Genomic DNA, 21,034 nt, shown 5'->3' with positions numbered 1-21,034 from the left:
GCCTCCCACGAACGCACAAACGCACGTCACACCAAGACAAAATCACCAGGAGAGTACCATGCGCGTACACATCGCAACCGACCACGCTGGCCTCGAACTGAGCCACTACCTGATCGAGTCCCTCACCGCTGCGGGCTACGAAATGATTGACCACGGCCCCGCCGACTACGACCCGCTGGACGACTACCCCTCGTTCTGCATTAACGCAGCCCTTGGTGTGAAGCGTGACCGCGAGGCTGGCCTGGACTCCCTGGGTATCGTGCTGGGCGGTAGCGGCAACGGCGAGCAGATGGCTGCGAACAAGGTTGAGGGTATCCGAGCGGCTCTGGCATGGAACCACGACACCGCGGCACTGGCTCGCGAGCACAACAACGCACAGGTTGTAGCTGTGGGCGGCCGCCAGCACAGCAAGGAAGAAGCACTGGAAATTATCAAGGTCTTCCTGGCTACCCCCTGGACCAACGAGGAGCGTCACGCACGCCGTATCGGTCAGCTGGCTGAGTACGAGCAGACCGGCGACATTGCCGGCAAGCAGATTGACGCTGCCTAAGCTCTAAAATCTGAGGCGCATAGTGCAGGCTATGCGCCTCAGTTGTCTCTGCGCTCCATATAATCCGCACTATTTCTAGCCGACAAGTTTTCGAGGAGAACCCGTGCCCGAAGGCCACTCTATCCACCGTATCGCCCGCCAAATCAGTGACGTCTTCACCGGCGAGCGCGTGCAGGTTTCCTCCCCGCAGGGCCGCTACGCTGAGGGTGCCGCCCTGCTGGACGGGCACACCATCACCGGGGCGTACGCGCACGGTAAGCACCTGTTCGTGACCTTCGAGAACGACCTGACCCTGAACGTGCACCTGGGTATTTACGGTAACTGGAGCTTCGGCGGGGACGAGACGTTCACGGGTGCTTCGAGCATTGGCGCGCCCCGCAAGATCGGCGAAAAAGAATACGCGGCGGGGGAGGGGGAGCCTTACGCCGGTCCTCCCGAACCGAAGAGTACGGTGCGTTGCCGTATTGTTTCGGAGCACGGCTGGGCGGACCTGGTGGGCCCTACTATCTGCCGTACCCTCACCCCGGAGGAGGTGCGCACCGTCCGCTCCAAGCTCGGCCCCGACCCGCTCAACCCGGATGCCGACCCCGAACAGTTCTACCGCGCGGCACGCAAGAGCTCCCGCCCGATTGGTGTGATTCTGATGGACCAGGCGGCAATCTCCGGCGTGGGCAATATCTTCCGCGCCGAGTCGCTGTACCGCCAGGAAATTGACCCGCTACGCCCCGGCAAGAGCCTCAGCGATGAGGAGCTACAGCGACTCTGGGAGGACAATAAGCACCTGCTGGTCATCGGCGTGCGCGTGGGGCGCATCATCACCACCGAACCCGAAGACCGCCCCGGCGTGCCCGAAACCGAAGCGTGGCCCGACCACGCCAACTACGTGTACATGCACCACGGCGAGCCCTGCCGCCGCTGCGGAACCACTATCCGCATGGAAGAAATTGCCGGCCGCAAACTCTACTGGTGCCCCGGCTGCCAGAAGTAGTGGTATCCGGCTCTAACTCACGGCTGTGGATACGAGAAAAGCGAGGAGTCCTCGATAATAAATTGGGGCTCCTCGCTTAGCTCTACTGCTCTGATCTTGTGAGGGCTTATGAAGTGAAGATGAATTTCTCGCCCTTAGAGAGGCGCTGAGCCCACTCCTTCAGCTGTGCATTATCAACATTTCCACCCTGTTGCTTCACAAACTTCTGCAGTTCCGGCAGGATCAACTCCACCGGTTTGCCCTTCATAGTTGAGGCGATGCGGTCAAACTCATGCTGATACTTCTGAGTCGTTGCAGCAATCTGTTGCTGTACGAGCTTTTCCAAAGCTTTTTCATTAATCTTCAAGGTCACTGGATTTTCCTATCTGAAATAGATTACTTTCGAATAAGTGTACCATGTTTTGAGGTAAATATTCGTATCTGTTTCCTATTGCTTTATTGGGGTGAAGTTTTTAGGTGGGGTAAGTGCGGTAGGGGCTCCGTGTGTTGTCGGGGATGGCGAGTTGGAGCGTGCGGATTCCGAGCGCGCGAGGAAACAAATCCGCATGCGGAAGGGATTCCTGGAGATTAGTTCTCGAGGGATGACGGGCTGGAGTCTAAAAGTTTCGAAAGCTTTCGGAACTTTTAGACGTAAGCGATTCCCGGAATCCCCGGAATGCAAAAAGGCCCCGACGCTTGCGTCGGAGCCTTTTTCATGGAGGGGATGACGGGAATCGAACCCGCGTAATCAGTTTGGAAGACTGAGGCTTTACCATTAAGCTACATCCCCGGAATGGAACTTGACCATAGTAGCGAGGTTCCATCTGTGCTGTCAAACTCTTAGGCGTGTTGGCGCGGTTTTGTGTGCTGGCTTTTGCAGGTTCTTGCGGGTGCTCATCTCATCTTTTTTGTGCCGGTCTGCGCATCCTTATTAGGGTAGTACGCGCTCAGTGGAAATAAACCGTGCACGAGCCGCTGTGTTGGGCATTTAGCGGGAAAACAGGTAAACTAGGGCACTGACTGTGTTAAACACGCAAGTGCGCAACACGGTCGGTTTCACGGGGCGTGGCGTAGCTTGGCTAACGCGCCTGCTTTGGGAGCAGGAGATCGCAGGTTCGAATCCTGTCGCCCCGACGTGAAACGGTTGCCGCGACGCTACAAGGTCGTGGCGCTCTTTCCACTAAGCAACCGCGGCACACACGATTCGTGCCGCACCGAAACTATATGAGGAGATCACGGACGTGAAGACCGCCGTCGAGAAGCTCAACCCGACCCTCGCAAAGATTGAGGTCGAGGTTCCCTTCGCAGAATTCAAGCCCTACCTGGACCGCACCTACAAGAACCTCTCGGGTCAGATCAGCGTTCCCGGCTTCCGCAAGGGTAAGCTGCCCAAGCAGCTCATCGAGCAGCGTGCGGGCTTCGACTACATCGTCGAGGCATCCCTGAACGACGCTCTGAACGACTACTACGCACAGGCACTGGGCGAGAACGAACTCTCCCCCCTGGCGCAGCCCGAGCTGGACGTTCAGTCCCAGCCCTCCACCGAGAACCGTGAGGCAGACGTCAAGCTGACCATCACCGTCACCGTCCGCCCCGAAATCGAGCTGCCCAACTACGAGGGCCTCGAGGTTGAGGTTGACGAGGTAGAGGTCACCGCTGAGGACGAGGTGCAGGCACTGGACGCTCTGCGTGAGCGCTTCGGCACCCTGAAGACCGTTGAGCGCCCCGCAGCTGACAAGGACTTCGTGACCATCGACATCGCAGCTGAGATCGACGGCGAGCAGGTAGACGCAGCAAACGACCTGTCCTACCAGATCGGTTCCGGCACCATGCTCGACGGCATCGACGAGGCTCTGACCGGCCTGTCCGCTGGCGAGGACGCAACCTTCGAGACCAAGCTCTCCGGCGGCGAGCACGCAGGCGAGCAGGCAGTCATCAAGGTCAAGCTCTCCGCAGTCAAGGAGCGCGAGCTGCCCGCAGCTGACGACGAGTTCGCACAGCTGGCTTCCGAGTTCGACACCATCGAAGAGCTGAAGGAAGACATCAAGAAGCAGGTTGCAGAAGCTAAGGTTGCCGAGCAGGGCACCCAGGCACGCGACAAGGTCCTCGCAAAGCTCGTTGAGCTCGTCGAGATCCCCGTCCCCGAGAAGGTTATCGAGGACCAGCTCGAGCAGCACTTCAACAACCCCAACGCTGAAGCAGACCACGACACCGAGGAGCACCGCACCGAGGTTCGCGAGAACACCGAGACCGCATTCAAGAACGAGATGGTTCTCGACGCTGTTGCGGACAAGGAAGAAGTGACCGTCGACCAGGCTGAGATGATCAACTACATCATCACCATGAGCTCCCAGTACGGTATGGACCCCAACCAGTTCGCACAGATGCTGGACGGCTCCGGCCAGGCTGGCGCACTGGTCGGCGAGGTTCGCCGCTCCAAGGCTCTGGCAGCAGTGCTGAAGACCGCAGTGGTCAAGGACACTAAGGGCAACGTTGTTGACCTGTCCAAGTACCTGGGCGAGGGCGAAGAGGCAGCTGCCTAAATCCCCGCCACGGTCTGCAAAAAGCCACCCCGCTAGAGGGCGTGCGCTGATTGCTTGAAACGTGTAGCCTCAGCGGGCATCCACCGAATTACCGGTTGGGTGCCCGCTGAGGCTCTTTTCCCCCCAAACTATTCCGCCCTCAAGTTATTCCGTACCGAGGTTTTCGCCTCTGCTTCACCCCCTGGCGAACGAACAACCCGAAGGGAAGCGGGGGAGAGCAACTATCGGTAAGGTAGTAGCAACGAAACTTTTCGCGTGCGCTCCGGCGCGTAAATCGCGCAAAGATGCAGCGAAGACCCATTAGAGAAGAAGAGGAAGAATGTCCAGCTACATGCCTCTGCCCATCGGCGCCTCCCAGGCAGCCGGCGTGGCGCCCGCGCCGTCTATGGCAAACCCCATCGTTGGTGCCCAGGAAGATTACGTCTACAACAGCCTCCTGAAGGAGCGCATTATCTGGCTCGGCTCCGAGGTGCGCGACTCCAACGCCAACCTCATCTGCTCCCAGATGCTGCTGCTCTCGGCTGAAGACCCCGAGGCAGACATCTACCTGTACATCAACTCTCCCGGCGGCTCCGTCACCGCCGGTATGGCTATCTACGACACCATGCAGCTCATCCCGAACGACGTGGTGACCGTGGTGACCGGTATGGCAGCATCCATGGGTCAGTTCCTGCTCACCGCAGGCACCATCGGCAAGCGCTACGCAACCCCGAACGCCCGCATCCTCATGCACCAGCCCCTCGGCGGTATTGGCGGTACCGCATCGGATATCCGCACCCAGGCTGAGCTGATTCTGGACATGAAGAAGCGCCTGGCAGAGATCACCGCTGAGCGCACCGGCAAGAGCCTTGAGACCATCCTGAAGGATAACGACCGCGACAACTGGTTCAACGCGGAAGAGGGCCTGGAATACGGCTTCTTCGACCACATTGCCACCACCGCCGGTAAGCTGCCCGAATCGAAGAACGCATAAGGGAGATGCACATGAACTACCTGCCGAACGATATCACCACCTCGGCGCCGGCTATGCCGAGCAACCGCTACGTGCTCCCCAGCTTCGAGGAGCGCACCCCCTACGGTTACAAGCGTCAGGACCCGTACGCAAAGCTGTTCGAGGACCGCATCATCTTCCTGGGCACCCAGGTGGACGACGCATCCGCTGACGACATCATGGCTCAGCTGCTGGTTCTGGAGGCACAGGACCCCGAGCGTGACATCACCCTGTACATTAACTCGCCCGGCGGCTCCTTCACCGCGATGACCGCCATCTACGACACCATGCAGTTCATCCGCCCCGAGATTCAGACCGTGTGCCTGGGCCAGGCGGCATCCGCTGCGGCGGTTCTGCTGGCTGCCGGTACCCCCGGCAAGCGTCTGGCACTGCCGAACGCTCGCGTGCTGATTCACCAGCCCGCACTGAGCGGCCAGCAGGGCGGTCAGGCATCTGACATTGAGATTCACGCGAACGAGGTTATGCGTATGCGTGAGTGGACTGCACAGACCCTGGCACTGCACTCGGGCAAGACCTACGAGGAAGTTGACCGTTCCATTGAGCGCGACAACATTCTGACTGCGGCTGCTGCCCTGGAGTACGGCCTGGTCGATAAGGTACTGGAGTCTCGTAAGCTGCGTAAGCCTGCGACCAACACCGCTATTTCCCACACCTAAACTTTAGTTTTGAGGAATATTCCCGAGCGTTTTTCGGGGGAGGGGCGGCATCGCTCCGTGTGCGAGCCTTCGGGCTGGTGCGCGGTGCGGTGCCGCCCTTTTTGCGCCCGCCGGGTGGGGGCGGCGAACCAAGCTGATATGTGGCGTTGACCTGCGCTTTCTTGCCGGGCTTTAGCGTCACATACCTATCGTCATATGCCGGAGTATCAGCCTCGCCGCCGTCATAAAAGACGCGCTTTGTCATATGCCCGGTAAGTCCGTTCATTTGCGGTGCGTAATTCTGAGTTCCGGGGTGAACTCCGGTAGCCTTAGAGAAGGAGAAAATTCGAGTATTTCATACCGGTTTCTCACTCAAACTAGGGCGCCCACCACCCGCCGGTGCTCCTCCTGAGAAATCACCGCAGACATCAGGTCACTGACCCTTCTGCACCGATTTCACCACGCCGATCGAAAGGGAATCTTCGTGGCCACAGACATCATTGTGCCTCCCGAACAGCCCAACGCCAGCATGCGATGCTCCTTCTGCAAGAAGACTCGCGCGCAGGTTTTCAAGATTGTGCTCGGCCCGAATGTTTCCATCTGCGACGAATGCGTGGAGCTGTGCGAAGAGATCCTCGCTGAAGAGCGTCTGAAGGTGAAAGCCTCCGCGGCGGCGCCTGCATCTCAGCTGGCTACTCCGCGCGAAATTTACAGCTACCTCAACGACTACATCATCGGTCAGGACGCGGCGAAGCGCACCCTGGCGGTGGCGGTGTACAACCACTACAAGCGCATCCACGATATTGATAACCCGGTGCTGACCTCCCGCATTCTTTCGGCGACCGCGGGGGAGCAGGTGGAGCTGGGCAAGTCGAATATTCTGATGCTCGGCCCGACCGGCTGCGGTAAAACCTACCTGGCGGCAACCCTGGCGAAGAAGCTGGATGTGCCCTTCGCCCTGGTCGACGCAACCACTCTCACCGAGGCGGGCTACGTGGGTGATGACGTGGAGAACATTCTGCTGCGCCTCATCAACGCCGCTGACGGCGATATTGCTAAGGCTCAGCGCGGCATCATCTACATTGACGAGATCGACAAGATTGCCCGCAAGGGCGGCGAGAACCTCTCCATCACCCGTGACGTGTCCGGTGAGGGCGTGCAGCAGGCGCTGCTGAAAATCATTGAGGGCACCGTGGCAACCGTACCGCCGGAGGGCGGACGCAAGCACCCGGCACACGCGAATATTGAGATTGATACCTCGAACATTCTCTTTATCGTAGCTGGCGCCTTCGACAATATCGACGACCGCATCGCAGCCCGCGTGGGCGCCGGCGGCATCGGTTTCGGCGCTGAACTGGGCGGCTCCGTAAAGAACCCGCTGGACCAGATCATGCCCGAGGACCTGGCGCACTACGGCATTATCCCCGAGCTGATTGGCCGCCTGCCGGTCATCTCGACCCTGAGTGAGCTCAACGAAGAAGAGCTGGCTCGCGTGCTGACCGAACCGAAGAACGCGCTGCTCAAGCAGTACCGTCACCTCTTCGCCCTGGACGGCGTGGACCTGGTCCTCGACGACGCTGCGATCGCGGCTATTGCCCGCCTCGCCGCCGAACGCGGCACCGGTGCCCGCGGCCTGCGCGCCATGATGGAGCAGATTCTGCAGCCGATTATGTTCGACATCCCGGACCGCACCGATGTGGTGTCCATCGTGATTGGTGAGGACACCGTGCTTAACGGTGCGGAGCCTCGCTACGTACTGCAGGCGCCCGACCCCGAAACCGAGACCACCCGCACCGTGAAGGGGGAGGCGAAGGCCACCTCCCTGAAGGAAGCGGACCGTCAGGCGGCATAACCGAATACTTCCAGCCGATAGGCTAGGGAATAAAGAAGCCGTCGCCCCGGTTATACGGGGTGACGGCTGACTAGCAGGTACTGCTCTCGCTGGCATGTCCTGAAGAGCGTGTACCGAAGAATAAGCGCCGGCTCATAGAAGCGGCTGGCGCAACCGTATGAGAGAGGAACACTCATGGCTGAGAACGCACCCGCACAGATTGATTTCTGGTTCGACCCGATTTGCCCCTGGTGCTGGATTACCTCCCGCTGGATTGGCGAGGTGCAGAAGGTCCGCAACGTTGAGGTGACCTGGCGCCCCTTCTCCCTGTCCATGCACAACCAGGGCCGCGACCTGCCCTCCAGCTACCAGGCAGCGATGAACAAGTCCTGGGCGCCGGCCCGCCTCATTACCGCTGTGCGCGAGCTGCACGGCAACGAGGTCATCAAGCCCCTCTACGACGCTCTGGGCGAGCAGATTCACCACAACAAGAACAAGGCTGATTCCTACCGCGATGCAATCGTCAAGGCGCTGGAGGAGGTCAACCTGCCCGCAGAGCTGGCGGACGTCGCCTTCACCGATCAGTACGACGAGCAGATGCGCGCTTCTTTGGACCTCGCCCTGAAGACCGTGGGTGGCACCGACATCGGTGTTCCGCTGATTTCCATTAACGGCACCGCTTTCTTCGGCCCGGTCATCTCCCCGAGCCCTGCCGGTGAAGAGGCAGGTAAGCTCTTCGATGGCGCCCTGGCGCTGGCTTCCTACCCCGGCTTCTTTGAGCTCAAGCGCCCCCGTAACGTGGGCCCGATTTTCCACGGCGAAAAGGGCGAAGCCTAAGAACCCTGCAATGCGCTGAGAGTCCTGCAATGCGCGCAGGATCGGTAGAGTCTGCGGTTGCAGAGCATAAAAGTACCGCCCGGTCATGTACTGACCGGGCGGTACTTTTCTATTCACGATGTTGCGCTGAAACGTGCAATCTACGCGCGGTGAGCGCTACTTGCAGAGGTAGCCTTGGGTGCCTTCTGCGCATTGTGCGTCTTCTGTGCTTTCAGCGCTTTCTGGGCTTTCTGGGCTTTCTGAGCCTTGCGCTGTGCCCTGTGCTCGAGAACCTTCGGGTGCGTCGCGCGCTGCACAATCTTTGTATCGCGCATGTGGAAGGTGCGGGTTGCCGTGTACTGAACCGCCGCATCCGAGGTGAACGCCAGCATCGCAAACACCGCAACACCCAGCTGGAAGAAAATCGTGGACAGCGGCAGGGACTGGTGGCCCCACAGCACACCACCGGTAATCGCCGCGAAGTTCAGCGCCGTCAACAGCAGAGCCAGGCGACGAGCCTTCGACGAGCCGCGCAACGTGCTCCACAGCAGGAACAGGTGCACCGCCGAATAAATTGCTACAAAACCCACCAGCACGGTGCCGGTAATGGTGAGCAGCACGTTGCTATCCACCTGATCGAAGAGGTCCAGCAGCTCAATGTCGTTGCCGGAGCCTTCCTCCAGCAGCTTGGCGCGAAGTGCCGGGCGGCTGAGCGCCAAAATGACGCTGTTGACAATGTCGGCGAGGGTCACAGCGATGAGCATACCCGAACCAACCAGCAGGCTCAGCGGCATGCGGTACGCCAGGTCGTGCGCGCTGGAGAGGTGAATTTCTTCCTGCTCCTGCGGCTCCAGTCCCTCATTGTTTAGCACGATGACCGGGAGCGCGCCGTCCGTGCGGATCGCGTCACCGCCGCCGTTACGGGCGTGGTAGCCGGAGGAAAAATCGTGCAGAATCTCAACGTGAGTTTCCGGGTGAGCGTACTGAATGGACTCCACAATATAGTCGCGTTCAAAGTCGGTTTCAGCGTCAATGCGGTGCGTGACCTGCAGGGTGAAGAAACTGAAACCCACACCAGAGTCGTACGTGCCCGCCGCCAACCAATCCACCTGGTGACCGCCCGGCAGAAGCCAGCCGTCCGGGGTTTTCCAGAAGCGCACGTGGTGGCGCTTCTCGGGGTTGCCGTCCACTTCCTTCTGGTAGGCGAAAGCCTGCGTCTTACCAAAAATTTTCAGCGGGGAGACGGGCGCCTCCGCGTAGGAGCGGCGGGTGATGGTGGAGAGAATAATCTTCCAGGAAGAGACGAGGGTGACGTTGTCAGCGCGGGTCCAGCCTGCGTCCTGCATGACCTGGTGAATCTGCTCCTCGGTACCAATCAGACCGATATTGACCGGGTCGCCGAGCAGGCCGTCCGGGGTGCGGGTACGCCCAATAAAGTAGTCGGGCACATAGATGCGGGTCATGATGGCGTGAAAACGCGGTAGCGTCAGGTACGCGGTGACCGCCCAGAAAATGAAGGCAATGGGGAAACCCCAGAAAGAATGGCCAACCGTATTCGCCAGAATCATGAAGGTCAGCACGAGGGCCGCGATGCCGGCGAAGATAAAGAAGAGAGTGTCCCAGAAATCGACCCACAAGCTGCGCGGGACGAGGTCTTGCGCCGTGCCGCGCGCGTCAATATCACCACGGTAAACCGGTGGGGAAGTAACTGGGGGAGCAACATCGCTACGTATAGGCCGCAGGACGCGTTTTTGGTGGGACATTCCCGCCCTTTCTGCAACATAGTTAGGGTCTTTGAATATCCATAACTATAGCAAGGGGGCAGGTTGTGTGAAGTACGCATTCCGGGCAGGGCTTAATCGCTTGGGTCGATCGCCCCGCCACGGAATTGCGACGGAATCGCGGGGTGCTTCAACGTACAGAGCGTGCGCTGAAAGTGCGTTGAATAAAGGGAGAAATGAACAATAGAAGAAACAGGGGGAGTGCTAGCCCTATTTGTACCTTCCCAAAGCAGGCATGTACTGCGTGGGGAATTCCCACAGTGAGAATTCCTACTCGGGGAGGGGCTTAGTCTCAACCGCGGCGCGTGCCGCAGCAATAGTGCTTTCGTGATGCAGCATGTCGCGGCTTTCACGCATGAGGCGCACCCACTTGCGGGTCAGCTCCTCAAGCTGCTGAGCGGTCAACGAGCCGGAGGCGATGCTCGCCTCATCGGTGGCGGCGCTGGTGGAAATATGCTGATGCCAGAGCTCGTACACCTCGTTGGTGTAGCTGGCACGCAGCGCCTGGGCGTGCTCACGTGCCTGGCTGATGTATTCGTTCAGGCTCGTGTGATAGTGCTGAAGCTGGTCGGGGGAAATGTTTGCTTGCGCTCCTGGCGGTGAGCTCGGGGTTGAGCTCTGCCTCGCCTGAGGCTCTTGCGGTAATCCGGAAGATGAAGAACGTGAATTCATAGTAATTATGGGTGCGCCTACTTTGGCGCGGGTCAGAGTCAGGACGCATCGCTGCGCCTGACGGGTGGTTTACTGTCGTGCGGTTGGTCGGGGTATGTCGTTACTCGTACCGGTAATTTGTCTGTTGCTGAAGTTGAATAGAGGGTTGTTCCTGATGGTAAAACCCTCGCATCAACAATCATACATAAGTGACAGTCAATCTCATAAGGTTGATTATGCTCTTTGCACATTGATGAATATAAAAAGGGGTTGGAAATCCCACAGAATCCCCACAGATTAGCAGGCTAAACCCACATCGTTGGGGAAGGAAGCTAGGGAAAGCTCTTCGAACCAGACGCAGGTACTTGCGGGCCCCACAGAAATAAAACCCAAAGTCAGCACCGTATAGGTCCGCAGTCGGAATCTCACACCCGGCGAGCTACAACAAACAGCAGGCACAGAAAACGGGGCGGCACTGAAAACCAGTACCGCCCCGTTACCAACACCAAAGTGGCGTCATAAAATCAAGCGATAAACGCTAAGACGTGATTACTCAGCTGCTTCTTCCACAACGAGCACAACATCGCGAACCTCCAGCTCGCCCTCAGCCGCCACCAGGGACAGCTCACGAGCGTTACCGGCAGCCTTCAGATCAGCCATGCCAGCGGCAATGCGATCCAGCTGAGCCTGGGGAGCCGCAATAGTTGCGGACTCAACCTCGGTGCGCTGCTTAACCTTCGCGTCACTCTTAGCCTTACGCAGACCACCCAGAGCCTCAGCAACATCCGGCAGAATCTGCTTCAGCGACTCAATCTGAGCCGGGTCAGCGTCCGCCAGGACCCACTGAGCAGAAATGCCAGCAGTCGGGTTCTGTGCAGAGTACTCAGCCAGCAGGGTACCCTCCAGAATGGGCAGTGCCTGCGGCCACTCGGCGCGGTGCACGCTACCTGCACGCCACCAGGACCAAATCTCTTCGGTCACGAACGGCAGGAAGGGTGCGAACAGGCGCAGCAGAGCATCCAGGGTGGTTGCCAGCGCGGCCAGAACAGAAGCCTGCTCCTGCTCGCCGCGAGCACCGTACGCACGGTCCTTGATCAGCTCAACGAAGTCGTCGGTGAAGGACCAGAAGAAGCTCTCGCAAATCTGCAGGGCACGAGCGTACTCGTACTTCTCGAATGCGGCGGTTGCTTCCTCAATCAGGTACGCCAGGCGAGCCAGCAGGGAGCGGTCCAGGGCGTTGATGAGCACGCGGCCCTGAGCCTGAGAAGTGATCACGGACTTCTCGGTAGCGCCCAGGTTCAGTACGAACTTGGATGCGTTCAGCAGCTTGATGGCAAGGCGGCGGCCAATCTTCATCTGGCCTTCGTCGTAGGCGGTGTCAGCACCCAGACGAGCGGAAGCAGCCCAGTAGCGCACAGCGTCCGAACCGTACTTCTCCAGCACCTCGTTGGGGACCACAACGTTGCCCTTAGACTTGGACATCTTCTTGCGGTCCGGGTCAAGAATCCAGCCGGAGAGCGCGGTGTTGTACCACGGCACGGAGGAAGCCAGGGTCTCCGCGCGAACAGCGGTGGAGAACAGCCAGGTACGGATAATATCGTGACCCTGCGGGCGCAGATCCATGGGGAAGGTCTTCGCGTGCAGGTCCGGGTCCACGCCCCAGCCGGTCGCAATCTGCGGGGTCAGGGAGGAGGTAGCCCAGGTGTCCAGAACGTCCGGGTCGGCAATGAAGCCGCCCGCTACGCCACGCTGATCCTCGGTGTAACCGGGGGCAGCCTGAGAGGCGGGGTCAACCGGCAGCATGTCCTCAGAAGGCAGAATCGGGTTCTCGTAGTCCGGCTCGCCCTCAGCGTCCAGCGGGTACCAGACGGGGAAGGGAACGCCGAAGAAACGCTGGCGAGAAATCAGCCAGTCGCCGTTCAGACCCTCAACCCAGTTCTCGTAGCGGCTACGCATGAAGGAGGGGTACCAGTTCATCTCACGGCCGCGCTCGATGAGCTTCTCGCGGCGTGCAGCGTCACGGCCACCGTTGCGGATGTACCACTGGCGGGAAGCAACGATTTCGAGGGGCTTGTCGCCCTTCTCGTAGAACTTCACGGGGTGGGTAATCGGCTTGGGGTCGCCGTCCATTTCGCCAGCCTCAACCAGCATCTCCACGACGGTCTTCTGTGCGGTGAAGACGGTGGTGCCTGCCATACGCTCGTAGCGCTCGCGACCCTCAGCGGAGGTGATCCACTCGGGGGTTTCGCGGGAGAAGCGGCCGTCGCGACCGATGAGGGCGCGGGTGTCCAGCTGCAGTTCACGCCACCAGGTGACGTCGGTGGTGTCACCGAAGGTACAGATCATGGCGATACCGGCACCCTTGTCGGGCTGTGCCAGCGGGTGCGCCTTGATTTCGACCTCAACGCCGAACAGCGGGGAGGTGACGGTGGTGCCGAACAGCGGCTTGTAACGCTCGTCGTCCGGGTGCGCCACGAGAGCCACGCAGGAGGGCAGCAGCTCGGGGCGGGTGGTCTCAATCCAGACCTTCTCGCCGTTGGGACGGTGGAAGCTGATGCGGTGGTACGCGCCGGGGCGTTCCTTGTCTTCCAGCTCAGCCTGTGCCACTGCGGTGCGGAAGGTGACGTCCCACATGGTCGGTGCTTCAGCCATGTAGGCGTTGCCTGCTTCCAGGTCCTTCAGGAAGGCGAGCTGGGAGACCTTGCGGGAGTGTGCGTCGATGGTGCGGTAGGTGCGCGACCAGTCAACGGACAGACCCAGGGTGGTGAAGAGGTTTTCGAAGACCTTCTCATCTTCAACCGCGAGCTCTTCACAGAGTTCAATGAAGTTGTTGCGGGAAATGCGCGGCCACTTTGCCTGGCTGCGGTCGGGCTTGGGGGTGCCGTCTGCCTTCCAGGTGATCAGGTCGCGGAAGGAGTCGTTGTCTGCCACGGAGGGGTCGCAGAGAACGCCGTAGTAGTTCTGAACGCGGCGTTCGGTGGGCAGGCCGTTGTCATCCCAGCCGAGGGGGTAGAACACGTTCTTGCCGGTCATGCGCTGGTAGCGTGCAATGACGTCGGTCTGGGTGTAGGAGAACATGTGACCCACGTGCAGGGAGCCGGATGCGGTCGGCGGCGGGGTGTCAATGGAGTAGACCTGTTCGCGAGTGGTGTTCTCGTCGAATGCGTAGGTCTTCTCGTCGGCCCAGCGCTGCGAGAGCTTCTCTTCGAGGCCTTCGAGGGCGGGGCGGTCGGGAACGTTAATCTGTACGGGCGAGTCTGAGCCCAAAATGTTTTCAGCCATAACGGCTATTTTCTCATATTCACGGCATTCTCTCAGCTCCAGGGGAATTCTGCGCTGTGCTTGCCTGTTCGTACTGCTCGATTGCGGCTTCTAGACGTGCCAGGAGGGGCTTGTATTGGCGCACAAATTGTGCCCTGCGTACTGCGGCGCGTACCCCTCTGGAGGCGGTGATTTCCTGCCAGCTGGCGGGGTCGAGGTAGCTCTGCCCGAGCAGCAGATGCACCTCAGAACTATAGGGGGTTCCGGTGGCGGCACGGATAGTGCGCGCCCGCTGCTGGAGTGCTTGGCGCTGCTCTTTAAGAGAGGTGATGCGCTGGTGCGGTATTGCTGTCATGTGGAGGTTCCCAATATGAGGAGTAATCGGTGATTCAGCGGTGAGCTCAGTGAAAAACGGAAATGGGGAGAGAGCCCCCTAATAAGCCGCTCTCGGTTACCTGCAGTGTAGGCGCGAAAATCCGCAGTATCAACAGTTGGCGAATCCTTCTCAGGGGCGCGGGCACGGCGTAGACTGAAAGTACACGACCTTTGAGGAGTTGCCAATGAGTTCTCTGAGTATTTTTGGTTTGGGCACGTCTGAAACTGTTCTGCTGATACTGCACCTGGTGCTGGTTGCGTTGTGCGTCTGGCATTTGACGGTGCGTAGCGGCTATGGTGAGGCGCGTATGCGTTTCGTGCTACCGCTGATTATGTTCATGCCCGGCGCTGCGGTTCTTTATCTGCTGTCTGCGCGTGAAGGTACGGTCCCTCCGGACACGATTAAGACCGGCAGTAGCTCGCCCGTGTACTTTGAGCATCGCCTCGGATTCCGTGACGGCGGCAGGAGCCGCTGGGGTCTGCCGCGCCGCCGCAAGTAGCACGGGTGATGGTGTCTGTATCGTTTGTTCTGAACGGCGGCGGATACCTATCTCACTATCGAAAATTTCAAAATATATGCCCGCGAGTCTGCTCGAACTGAGCACCCGCGGGCATCACTCTACTAGGATTAAAGTATGACTGAGAACACCCACATTCCTGCATCTCCTTTCCTGCCCCATACCGGTGACGGCAAAGTGGCCGTGGTGACCGGCGCATCCAGCGGTATTGGCCGAGCCACCGTACAGCAGCTGGTAGCAAGTGGCTGGACCGTCTACGCCCTGGCTCGTCGTACCGACCGTCTTTACACCCTTTATGCGGAGACCGGCGCTCATCCGGTGACCTGCGATGTGACCGATGCGCAGTCCGTTCAGTTCGTAGCCGAGCAGATCCTGGAAGAGCAGGGCACCATTGATGCCCTGGTCAATATTGCTGGCGGTGCTATCGGTGTGGACAAGGTTGCAGAGGGTAAGCCTGATGACTATCTGAAGATGTATCAGATGAATGTGCTCGGTATTCTGCACATGGTGCGTGCCTTCGCGGAGGCGTTGCGCCTGAACGGTCACGGCACGATCCTGAACCTAACCTCCACAGCGGCCGAGCACGGTTACGAGGGCGGTGCCGGATACAATGCGGCGAAGTTCGGCGCTCGCGGCCTGACGGAGGCGCTCCGCCTGGAAGAAGCGGAACATAACGTTCGCGTGATTGAGATTTGCCCGGGCATGGTGCACACCGAGGAGTTCTCCCTAAATCGTCTGGGTTCCAAGGAAGCCGCCGAGCGCGTCTACGCGGGTGTTGAGAAGCCGCTGACCGCCGAGGATGTGGCGCAGACCGTGACCTTTGCGCTGAACGTTCCGCACCACGTGAACCTTGACCGCATCACGATTCGCCCGGTGGCACAGCCGAGCCAGTTTAAGGTGATTCGTAAGGAGAGCTGAGCTTGCGGTGTGCCGTGACGATTGAGCCTTAGTGAGGCCTTGACTTTGGTAGCCCCGCCCGCATCCCTATCTGGATGCGGGCGGGGTGTTTCTCTGTGTTCTCGGCGTGTAGAGAAGGCATACATGAAGGTGCCCGTGGGGTGTTGAGAAGCGGGGGAGAGGCATGAAGGAGAACTTGAGGGAACTATAAAGTGGTACGTGAGACTTTAAGGTTCATTAGGGTGAAAATGGTGAGTCGAAATCACCTATGGAACACCCTATATTTTCTTCAAATGCAATCAAAAGATAGGGTTATATGCCTTCGTGTGTCAGTAGATGGGCATAAAATTCCCGGATTGGTCTGCATTAAGCCTCAACTTAAGGGGTGGTTTTATAACGATTTCGTTACAGTTGGGCAAAGATGGCGGTAAGCATGCTAAACGTCCAGGGGCAAATGCTAGCCTTTTAGCAGTCACACCCATGTAGTGGGCCTACTGCACCTTCAAAGACGGGGGCGAACCACGGTAGGCTCAACACCGATAATCAGAGATCGAGGAAAAATGTCGAAGACTACCCGTCGCGTTTACAAGATCGCAGCAGCGGCAGCCTTTACTGCCGGTTCCGTGGCAGCAATCCCGGCAACTTTTGCGGCAGAAGCACCCGCTGACCAGCAGCAGGTTGTCGACCAGAAGGCAACTGCTCAGACTTCTTCCCTGCCTGGCGGCAACGCAACTGAGGCTCCTAAGGCAGAGACCCCCAAGGCTGAGGCAACTCAGGCTCCTAAGGCGGAAGCTCCTAAGGCTGAGGCTACCGAGGCTCCCAAGGCAGAGGCTCCTACCCCCACTGCTCCGGCAACCGAAGCTCCCAAGGCTGAGGCTCCGAAGACCGAAGCACCCAAGGCTGAGACCCCTGCCCCCACCGCTCCTGCAACCGAGGCACCTAAGGCTGAAGTACCCAAGACCGAAGCTCCTAAGGCTGAGGCTACCGAGGCTCCCAAGGCAGAGACCCCTGCCCCCACTGCTCCGGCAACCCCTGAGCCCACCACTCCGGCAACCCCTGAGCCGACCACCCCCTCCACCCCGGCTCCCGAGGCAAAGCAGGCTGATCCCTCCGTCATTATTGAGAATGCTCACTTCCCCGGTGACGCGCAGTTCAACACCGTGAACGTTGTTGGCACCGGCTTCTACGGTGAGAAGGTTGGCCCCGGCGTTCAGGTCAGCATCTACGCACTGGATGCAAACAAGCAGGTCACCGGCGATGCTATCGCTACCGTCTCTGTGTCTGCAGATCAGATTCAGGACGGCTCCTTCAAGACCGCCTTCACTGTTGAGGCAAGCAAGCTGCCCGCAGGCGCATCCTACGCTCTGGTTGCTGTCAGCAACCCGCAGGGTCAGCCCGATCAGAAGCTCGTGGCTCTCTCCTCCTTCAAGGTCACCGATTCCGCTTCTCCCGAAGCTCCGAAGACCGACGAGACCCCCGCCCCTGAAGCTCCCAAGCCTGAGACCCCCAAGGCTGACGAGACTCCCGCTCCCGTAACCCCGGCACCCGAGACCCCGAAGGCTGACGAGACCCCGGCACCCGAGGCTCCCAAGACTGAGACTCCCAAGGAAGAAACTCCTGCTCCGGAAGCCCCCAAGGCTGAGACCCCCAAGGCTGACGAGACCCCCGCTCCTGAGGCGCCCGCGGCACCCGAGAACGCAACCCTCACCACCGAGGATGCTTCCCTGAACCCGAACGACCAGTACAACGTTCTGACCTTCAACGGCTCCGGTTTCACCCACGAGTCCGTCGCTAACGGTGTGCAGATCGCTATCTTCCGCCTGGATGCAAACGGCAACATCACCGGTGATGCTCTGGCAACCCACGATGTGCCCGCTTCTGAAATCGTGAACGGCACCTTCCGCGTCAAGGTCAGCGTTCTTGCTGAACTGCTGCAGCCCGGTTACGCCTACGCAATGGTGGCAACCAGCGACCCCAACGGCCTGGTACACCAGGTAGCAGTCACCACCGCTACCGTGAGCGATGCGAACAACCCCGCACCGACCCTGCCGGCAGCTACTGAGGACGATAACACCACCGTTCGCGATAACGGCGACGGCACCACCAGCGTCTTCACCGCTGAAATGCGTGAAGACGGTTCGGTTGTCGTAACCGAGACCCGCATGCCTTCTTCTCAGGCACCCAAGGCTAAGGTTGGCAACGCATCCGCTGCTACCTCCTCTAGCTCCAATGGTCACACTGTAGGCGTCTCCGGCACCAAGGGCTCGGCTCAGGCTTCCTCCTCCTCGAAGCAGCAGCTGGCACACACCGGTGCTGAGGGCGTTGCAGGTATTGCAGGCGTTGGCGCCGCAGCTCTGATTGCTGGTGCTGCACTGATGCTCCTGCGCCGCCGCAGCCTCTAATAGCTCAGGCTCTATAGCCAGGCCCTGAAAATCTAATGCTCACCGCACGGTGAGTGCGGCAAGTGCCGTCAATACTCTGAAAAGGGTATTGGCGGCACTTTTGCGTGTTAGCAGTTTTGAAATGGAGGCGGGTGGCAAAGCGTGTGCGGCAAGCAGGGGGCGCGGGTGTTCTCTTTCGTGGTGGAGGCGCGGGGCGGTGTGACGGAATGATTCTGCTGGCTTATTTGGCGCGCAATTATTGGTACGCATGCTTGTAATCAATGCGCATGTAAAAGGGGTGTGACCTGCGATTTTTTCACTTAAAAGAAATAAATTAAATGCATGAATGTGCAGAATATTTTTATCTCAAATCCATTAAAACTGCATATGCATGCAATAAAACCTTGAGCTTCAAGGGAGAGTTGAAAAATTTTACCTAGTCCATGCAGTTTGAGTGCTCTTGATGCTGTTCTGGAGGGTAAAAAATATGCCGTGTGGGTTATTGCACAGGAAAATAGTTAGGACGTAAAGCGTCTTTACAGCAATAACAAGAAAAGTATTGTTAGTGTGGAATTACCGATAAATAGAGCGATTCCCTTCGCGGTAACTTCCACCAATACATGAACGTTATGACTAGTCCGTACGTTATAGCGGTCAATCCCGAAGAGACACCCGTCCAACTTCGATCCGTGGCGCCCACCGGAGGGTATCGTTCACACTCACAGAAGAAGGTGTGTTCCATGCCCGAACCCGCTCACTCAAAAACCCGAGCAACAGCCGCTATTGCTGCTTCCGTCCTGTCCGTCACCGGTGTTGGTGCTGCGCACGCAGATGTGCAGGTGCAGAATACCGGCGGAATGGCTTCACCGACTGCGGTGGAATCCGACAATCCTCCCTCCGCGGCAAACGCAACCCCCATCGAAAACGTTGCTACCCAGAACTCCCCGCAGGTGTACGTAGAGCAGGGTGTTGTCATTAACCCGGCGCGTTCCCAGAGCATCACCGTGACCGGTGAAGGCTTCACCGGCGGCCCTGTCGAACGTTACGGCGTGGCGGTGTACGTGAGCGAATACCGCCAGTACCCCCTATACGCGCTGGGTCGCGGTTCCGCAGTGACGATGACCCTCGTGCCCGAACTTGATGTGGACGGCGGCCGCTTCAGCACCCAGCTGACCCTGCCCGCAGGCACCCTCGACCCCAACCAGCAGTACGTCGTCGCAACTGCCGTGGTTGACCCTGCCAAGGGCTACGCGACGGAGGATCCCTCCTACAACTCCTCTGCACCGCTGGAGCTGCTGCCCGCAAATACTCAGGATGAGCCGCTGAATGCTCAGATTCTCTCGGGCCAGATGGAAATTCCACAGGAGAAGAACCTGGTGGTTTACAAGGTCACCGGCCTGGGTGAAGCGCAGGCATTTGAAGTGATGACCTACGTCTACGCCTTGGATAGCCAGGGTAACCGCATGCTGCTGGCTGTTTCTCCCGCGCGCGCCGACGTTGTGAACGGTACCCTCCTGGATGGCATTGAGGTGCCCGGATCCATGCTGGAAGAAGTTCAGAACGTCCACGAGAATCTGCGTTACGTGCTGAGCGTTGAGGTGGCTCCCTCTGCAGCTAATGGTTACACCGCCCAGGAAGTTGAGGTTCCCTTCATGAATGGTTGGAATGTACAGAATGGCTCCGCTCCGGTTGCCACCGCTGAGCGTGCAATGGCGGAGCAGGCACAGTTCAAGAAGAAGCAGTCTGCAGAGGAAGCGCAGCCCGAGCAGGCTACCCAGCCGACTCAGGGTGTTCAGTCCGAGCAGGTGGCCTCCTCGAATACTGCCGAGCAGTTCGACCACGTGCTGCCCGAGGATGATCCGCGCCGCCACTACGACCTGCCGCGTAACACCCTCTTTGACCGCGTCCATGACACCACCAAAGAAGACACTACCGAAGAACAGACCAACGACACCGCTAGCCCCGTGATGACCGCCCGCCTGCACGTAGAAGAAACCGTAGTTCCCGAAAACGATTCCGCAAAGACCCTGACCCTGCGTGGAGAGGGCTTCACCGGCGTCAGCTCGGTGCACCTGATGGTTAGCGCTATCGATGAATACGGAGTGGCTACCGGCGGCGTGATTGCGTCGGCTGACGTCTCTGAGATTGACGACTCCGGTGCTTTCACCGCACAGGTGCAGATTCCCGGCTCGGAGCTCAAGTCCGGTGCCACCTATCGTGTGAGTGCTGTGGCGGAGGATGAGCAGGGTACTGTGCGCATGGTCAATGGCGGCTTTACCGTCGAGCGCGATAGCGTGGATAGCCTGCCCACTACCCCTGAGCAGGATGCGCCCACTGTCGAGGCTCCCGTAGCCGACACTCCCGCTGTCGAGACTCCCGCGGTCGATGCTTCGGTGCCTACTGAGCCTGCGGCTGATCAGGCTTCTGTTACCGAGCAGAAGGCGGGGGAGAGCGGTGCTGAGCAGAAGAAGGACGCTCCGGCTGGTGTTCAGGGTGCTCCCGCGCAGAATGTTTCTGCACAGAATACCTCTGTGCAGAAGACTGAAGCGCAGAAGGGCAACGCGCAGAAGGTCGAAGCACAGGCATCTGGCTCCCAGAAAGTTGCCTCCGGTGCCCAACAGAAGCGTGAGCAGTTGGCGGCTACTGGCGCCTCCAATATGTTGGTCATTAGTGCCGCAGGATCGCTGTCACTGCTTGCCGGTATGCGTTTGAGCCGCCGTCGCCGTAGTGAGATGCAGCTCAGTTCTCGCCGCTAAAACGGGTCAATTATTGCCCCACTAGGCAAAATACGCATATAGATGTAGGGATGTCCGAAA

16 protein-coding genes and 2 tRNA genes are annotated in these 21,034 nt (G+C 59.2%); 12 read left to right on the top strand and 6 right to left on the bottom strand.

The features are described from left to right. The first annotated feature begins 58 nt into the window (after positions 1 to 58). On the top strand, positions 59 to 550 hold the full coding sequence (locus tag HMPREF2605_RS08260) for a ribose-5-phosphate isomerase (protein ID WP_070605377.1): 492 nt from the start codon (positions 59 to 61) through the stop codon (positions 548 to 550). Between the two features lie 103 nt (positions 551 to 653). Further along, positions 654 to 1,538, top strand: a complete 885-nt coding sequence (locus HMPREF2605_RS08255; RefSeq protein ID WP_060824667.1) for an Fpg/Nei family DNA glycosylase — start codon at positions 654 to 656, stop codon at positions 1,536 to 1,538. A gap of 106 nt (positions 1,539 to 1,644) precedes the next feature. On the opposite strand, the gene HMPREF2605_RS08250 is transcribed toward HMPREF2605_RS08255, so the two are convergent. Beyond that, positions 1,645 to 1,890, bottom strand: a complete 246-nt coding sequence (locus HMPREF2605_RS08250) for a hypothetical protein (RefSeq protein WP_049327799.1) — start codon at positions 1,888 to 1,890, stop codon at positions 1,645 to 1,647. A gap of 343 nt (positions 1,891 to 2,233) precedes the next feature. Continuing rightward, positions 2,234 to 2,307 (bottom strand) — tRNA-Gly (locus HMPREF2605_RS08245). Positions 2,308 to 2,576: 269 nt separating this feature from the next. Here HMPREF2605_RS08245 and HMPREF2605_RS08240 point away from each other — a divergent pair. The 6 genes from HMPREF2605_RS08240 (at position 2,577) to HMPREF2605_RS08215 (ending at position 8,375) form a co-directional block, all read left to right on the top strand. Beyond that, positions 2,577 to 2,651, top strand: a tRNA-Pro gene (locus HMPREF2605_RS08240). A gap of 107 nt (positions 2,652 to 2,758) precedes the next feature. After that, positions 2,759 to 4,060, top strand: a complete 1,302-nt coding sequence (gene tig, locus HMPREF2605_RS08235) for a trigger factor (RefSeq protein ID WP_070819538.1) — start codon at positions 2,759 to 2,761, stop codon at positions 4,058 to 4,060. A 319-nt stretch (positions 4,061 to 4,379) separates the two neighbouring features. After that, complete coding sequence (locus HMPREF2605_RS08230; RefSeq protein ID WP_070819539.1) at positions 4,380 to 5,033, top strand: ATP-dependent Clp protease proteolytic subunit; 654 nt, start codon at positions 4,380 to 4,382, stop codon at positions 5,031 to 5,033. Between the two features lie 5 nt (positions 5,034 to 5,038). Then, positions 5,039 to 5,728 carry an ATP-dependent Clp protease proteolytic subunit gene (locus HMPREF2605_RS08225; protein ID WP_012903382.1) on the top strand — a complete coding sequence of 230 codons (690 nt, stop codon included), beginning with the start codon at positions 5,039 to 5,041 and terminating at the stop codon, positions 5,726 to 5,728. Positions 5,729 to 6,236: 508 nt separating this feature from the next. Beyond that, positions 6,237 to 7,559 (top strand): ATP-dependent Clp protease ATP-binding subunit ClpX, encoded by a 1,323-nt coding sequence (gene clpX, locus HMPREF2605_RS08220; RefSeq protein ID WP_049349129.1) that lies wholly within the window; start codon positions 6,237 to 6,239, stop codon positions 7,557 to 7,559. A gap of 174 nt (positions 7,560 to 7,733) precedes the next feature. Further along, positions 7,734 to 8,375 carry a DsbA family oxidoreductase gene (locus HMPREF2605_RS08215; RefSeq protein WP_070847912.1) on the top strand — a complete coding sequence of 214 codons (642 nt, stop codon included), beginning with the start codon at positions 7,734 to 7,736 and terminating at the stop codon, positions 8,373 to 8,375. Between the two features lie 140 nt (positions 8,376 to 8,515). Here HMPREF2605_RS08215 and HMPREF2605_RS08210 read toward each other — a convergent pair whose 3' ends face one another. The 4 genes from HMPREF2605_RS08210 to HMPREF2605_RS08195 form a co-directional block, all read right to left on the bottom strand. Beyond that, on the bottom strand, positions 8,516 to 10,117 hold the full coding sequence (locus HMPREF2605_RS08210; protein ID WP_070847910.1) for an LssY C-terminal domain-containing protein: 1,602 nt from the start codon (positions 10,115 to 10,117) through the stop codon (positions 8,516 to 8,518). Positions 10,118 to 10,405: 288 nt separating this feature from the next. Continuing rightward, positions 10,406 to 10,807, bottom strand: a complete 402-nt coding sequence (locus HMPREF2605_RS09425; RefSeq protein WP_141754952.1) for a hypothetical protein — start codon at positions 10,805 to 10,807, stop codon at positions 10,406 to 10,408. 528 nt (positions 10,808 to 11,335) lie between these two features. After that, complete coding sequence (gene valS, locus HMPREF2605_RS08200; protein WP_070847907.1) at positions 11,336 to 14,068, bottom strand: valine--tRNA ligase; 2,733 nt, start codon at positions 14,066 to 14,068, stop codon at positions 11,336 to 11,338. A gap of 19 nt (positions 14,069 to 14,087) precedes the next feature. Further along, a complete protein-coding gene (locus tag HMPREF2605_RS08195) occupies positions 14,088 to 14,402 on the bottom strand; it encodes a hypothetical protein (protein ID WP_070847904.1) in 315 nt (104 codons plus the stop codon). 205 nt (positions 14,403 to 14,607) lie between these two features. Between HMPREF2605_RS08195 and HMPREF2605_RS08190 the strand changes: the two genes are divergently transcribed. From HMPREF2605_RS08190 to HMPREF2605_RS08175, 4 genes are all read left to right on the top strand, one after another. Then, on the top strand, positions 14,608 to 14,922 hold the full coding sequence (locus HMPREF2605_RS08190; RefSeq protein ID WP_005508144.1) for a hypothetical protein: 315 nt from the start codon (positions 14,608 to 14,610) through the stop codon (positions 14,920 to 14,922). A gap of 135 nt (positions 14,923 to 15,057) precedes the next feature. After that, positions 15,058 to 15,858 (top strand): SDR family oxidoreductase, encoded by an 801-nt coding sequence (locus tag HMPREF2605_RS08185; RefSeq protein ID WP_070847901.1) that lies wholly within the window; start codon positions 15,058 to 15,060, stop codon positions 15,856 to 15,858. Positions 15,859 to 16,397: 539 nt separating this feature from the next. After that, on the top strand, positions 16,398 to 18,239 hold the full coding sequence (locus tag HMPREF2605_RS08180) for an LPXTG cell wall anchor domain-containing protein (RefSeq protein ID WP_070847898.1): 1,842 nt from the start codon (positions 16,398 to 16,400) through the stop codon (positions 18,237 to 18,239). Between the two features lie 719 nt (positions 18,240 to 18,958). Then, positions 18,959 to 20,974, top strand: a complete 2,016-nt coding sequence (locus HMPREF2605_RS08175) for an adhesin (RefSeq protein WP_070847894.1) — start codon at positions 18,959 to 18,961, stop codon at positions 20,972 to 20,974. The last annotated feature ends 60 nt before the right edge of the window (positions 20,975 to 21,034 follow it).

Origin of the sequence: Rothia sp. HMSC065C03, assembly GCF_001837295.1 — a bacterium.
Lineage (GTDB): Bacteria > Actinomycetota > Actinomycetes > Actinomycetales > Micrococcaceae > Rothia.
Note: the sequence above shows the minus strand (reverse complement) of the source record. Positions and strands in the feature narration are given on the sequence as shown.